Consider the following 2,907-nt stretch of genomic DNA (forward strand, 5'->3'; position numbering starts at 1 on the left):
GTATATTATAGGTAATATTATGAATAAATGGAATAAGAGACTAATTAATGAAATTAAATTAAATAAAGATAGGTATTTGAAGGATTATGAGATAGTGAATGAAGCTGTCAGTAATTCAGGAGCAGTATACAAGGGATCACCGGTTCCTTTTCATTACATGCCTAGGATTTATACTGAAAAAGATATTTTGAAATTTGAAGAGGCAGTTAAAAAGATATTTAATATTGTCAACAAGACCATAGATTTGTTTTTGAAGTATGAAGAAGTACGTAATATATACGAATTTGATCCAAGGATGATGGAAGTTATATGTTTTGTGAACTGAATACAGATGGTTCTTCTGCAATGAACGAGGAAGCAGAGTTGTCAGCCATAATAAAGAAATCAGCTATTGCTAGACATATAGAGGAAACGAACAGGCTTGATTCTTTTGAGTTGTTTGACAGTTGGATAGATGAGATTAATTTAATATACAAGGAATTCAGACATGTTGCAGAAAAGAAGGAGAAACCAAAAGTAGCAATTATCGACTTTGTTGACAAGGGAACATCATTGGAGTTTGAAGTTTATAAGGAGCATTTTATTGAAAATGGATTTGACTGCAGCATAGTTGATCCAAGGAATGTGGTATGTGAAAACGGATGGATGACCGTAGACGGTGAGATTATTGATATTGTATATCGAAGGCTTGTAACAAAGGACTTAATGGACAGATATGAAGAAATACCTGAATTCATTAAGGGAGTTAAGGGTAAAAAAACCTGTATTGTCGGTTCTCTTAAGAGTCAGATTGTTCATACCAAGATGTTTTTTGCTGTTCTTCACAACCCAGATGTAAGAAAATATTTCGACGCAGAGGAACTTGAATTTATTGACGCCAGCATTCCTGAAACGATTAAAATTGATGAGAATATGGAAATGGATAAATTCATTAAAAACAAGGAAAACTATATTTTGAAGCCCATAGACTATTATGCTTCAAAAGGTGTAATTGCAGGTGAAGGAACCGAAGATAAAGAATGGCAACGTGTATTGAAAGAAAAATCAACAGAAGGGTACCTGATACAAAAATACTGTCCTGTTTCATATTGGGAGGGTGTTTTACCTGGAGTATCAGGGTTTGATATTGAGAAATTCAGAACCATTACCGGGCTATATGTTTATAATGAAAAATTCAAGGGCATATATACAAGAGCAGGGTTGAATTCCATTATTTCAGGTATACATGATGGTTATACATTGTCTTCACTGGTAGTATCCTAGGTATCAATATAAATAATAATTTGAGGAGATAGACTATGAAAAAAATGATTATAGAAGATGCAATTTTTGAGATGTTTCCCGAAACTCAAATAGGCATTATTATTGCTAAAAACATTAAAAATGACGAAGTAAATGAGAGCATCACCAGCCTTCTAAGGGAGGCTGAAAAACAGGTCCAAGATAATTATACAGGTACTGCAATACTTGACTTGCCTGAAATGAAAACATGGCGTGAAACATACAAGAAGTTTGGTGCAAAGAAGGGAAGACGTGTTTCCATTGAAGCTATTGTAAAGCGTGTCTTAAAAGGCGACAAGTTGCCTGCAATCAATTCCTTGGTTGACGTGTACAATGCGATTTCATTAAAGTACATGTTTCCATGCGGTGGAGAGGATTTGGATCAAATGGAAGGTGACTTGAGACTAGCGTTAGCCGATGGAACAGAGCCGTTTATGACTATAGGAAGTGATGAGAATGACCCTCCAAAAGAAGGAGAAGTTGTTTATAAGGACGATGCTGGCTGCGTATGTCGTTGCTGGAACTGGAGAGAAGCAGACAGGACTAAACTTACTGAAGACACGAAGAATGCAATTCTTGTAATAGAATCATTGGAATCAAATAGAGAAGGTGAACTTAAGGAAGCTTTGGAAAGTTTGTCCAAACTGGTAAATGTACTCTTGGGCGGTACTACGAAAATACAGGTGTTGAACAAGGAAAACAGAGAGATGGAAATTTAATAGATTTATAGCCGGGTAGATTACCCGGCTATTTTAATTAGATGCTTAAATACTTGATTATCTAATATTAGTCTCTAGATCTTTTCCTCTTTGTATAAGTTGTGTGAAGCAACTCATGTGATCGATGTCCAAGAGGTTTGCCAAGGAAATCTTCGTACAGCTTGATAATATCTTTGTTTTCATGTGATTTCCTAAGGGTCTTTTCCTCGTCTTCAGTGTAGAGGCAGCTTATCCTTTTTTCTCTTATATTCGGGTCGTCCGAGCGAGGCTGTCCGCCACCATTTATACAACCCCCAGGACAAGCCATTATTTCAATGAAGTGATAGTTGCTCTTTCCCTGCTTTATTTCTTCAAGTAATTGTCCTGCGCCATCAAGTCCGCTTGTTACAGCTATGTTGACTTCGACTCCATCAAGGACACTCCATTCTTTTAGAGGATCCTGTATTAGAAGAGATGCAGTCTTTATTTGATCGACTCCCATAATAGGTTTTATATGAAGGTTGTCAAAGGGAAGTTCTCTGCCTGTTATCAGTTCATAGACGGTTCTGACTGCAGCTTCCATAACTCCACCGGTGTTTCCGAATATGTCGGCGGCGCCAGAAGAGAGGCCCATTGGACTGTCAAAGGAGCCATCCTCAAGATTCCTGAAATCAACTCCTGCATCTTTTATCATTCTTGCGAATTCTCTCGTTGTCAGCACTGCATCGACATTTTGCATATTGTCATTTACCATTTCCGGTCGTGAAATTTCATATTTTTTTGCAGTACATGGCATTATTGAAACTACATAGATATTTTCCGGATTTATGCCGGCTTTCTCTGCGAAGAATGACTTTGCGATGGCTCCCAGCATCATATGGGGAGATTTACAGGAAGAAAGATTGTCCAGTTGTTCAGGATAATAGTG

3 protein-coding genes and 1 pseudogene are annotated in these 2,907 nt (G+C 37.2%); 3 read left to right on the forward strand and 1 reads right to left on the reverse strand.

The genetic code is table 11. The features are described 5' to 3' along the window. From AC3AX0_RS10705 to AC3AX0_RS10715, 3 genes and pseudogenes are all read left to right on the forward strand, one after another. Nucleotides 1-325: pseudogene (locus AC3AX0_RS10705) on the forward strand (hypothetical protein); the annotation flags it as partial. Then, a complete protein-coding gene (locus tag AC3AX0_RS10710) occupies nucleotides 310-1,263 on the forward strand; it encodes a hypothetical protein (RefSeq protein WP_487550278.1) in 954 nt (317 codons plus the stop codon). The pseudogene AC3AX0_RS10705 and the gene AC3AX0_RS10710, both read left to right, overlap by 16 nt. Before the next feature lie 35 nt (nucleotides 1,264-1,298). After that, complete coding sequence (locus tag AC3AX0_RS10715; protein ID WP_487550279.1) at nucleotides 1,299-2,000, forward strand: B3/B4 domain-containing protein; 702 nt, start codon at nucleotides 1,299-1,301, stop codon at nucleotides 1,998-2,000. A 67-nt stretch (nucleotides 2,001-2,067) separates the two neighbouring features. On the opposite strand, the gene AC3AX0_RS10720 is transcribed toward AC3AX0_RS10715, so the two are convergent. Further along, nucleotides 2,068-2,907, reverse strand: an 840-nt coding sequence (locus tag AC3AX0_RS10720) for a [Fe-Fe] hydrogenase large subunit C-terminal domain-containing protein (RefSeq protein ID WP_487550280.1), incomplete at its 5' end; no start/stop codon positions are given.

This window comes from Dethiosulfatibacter sp., assembly GCF_983023055.1.

Excerpts from the sequence above, each read along its gene's own strand:
- AC3AX0_RS10710 (WP_487550278.1), top strand. The coding sequence starts at position 310 with ATGTTTTGTGAACTGAATACAGATGGTTCTTCTGCAATGAACGAGGAA.
- AC3AX0_RS10715 (WP_487550279.1), top strand. The coding sequence starts at position 1,299 with ATGAAAAAAATGATTATAGAAGATGCAATTTTTGAGATGTTTCCCGAA.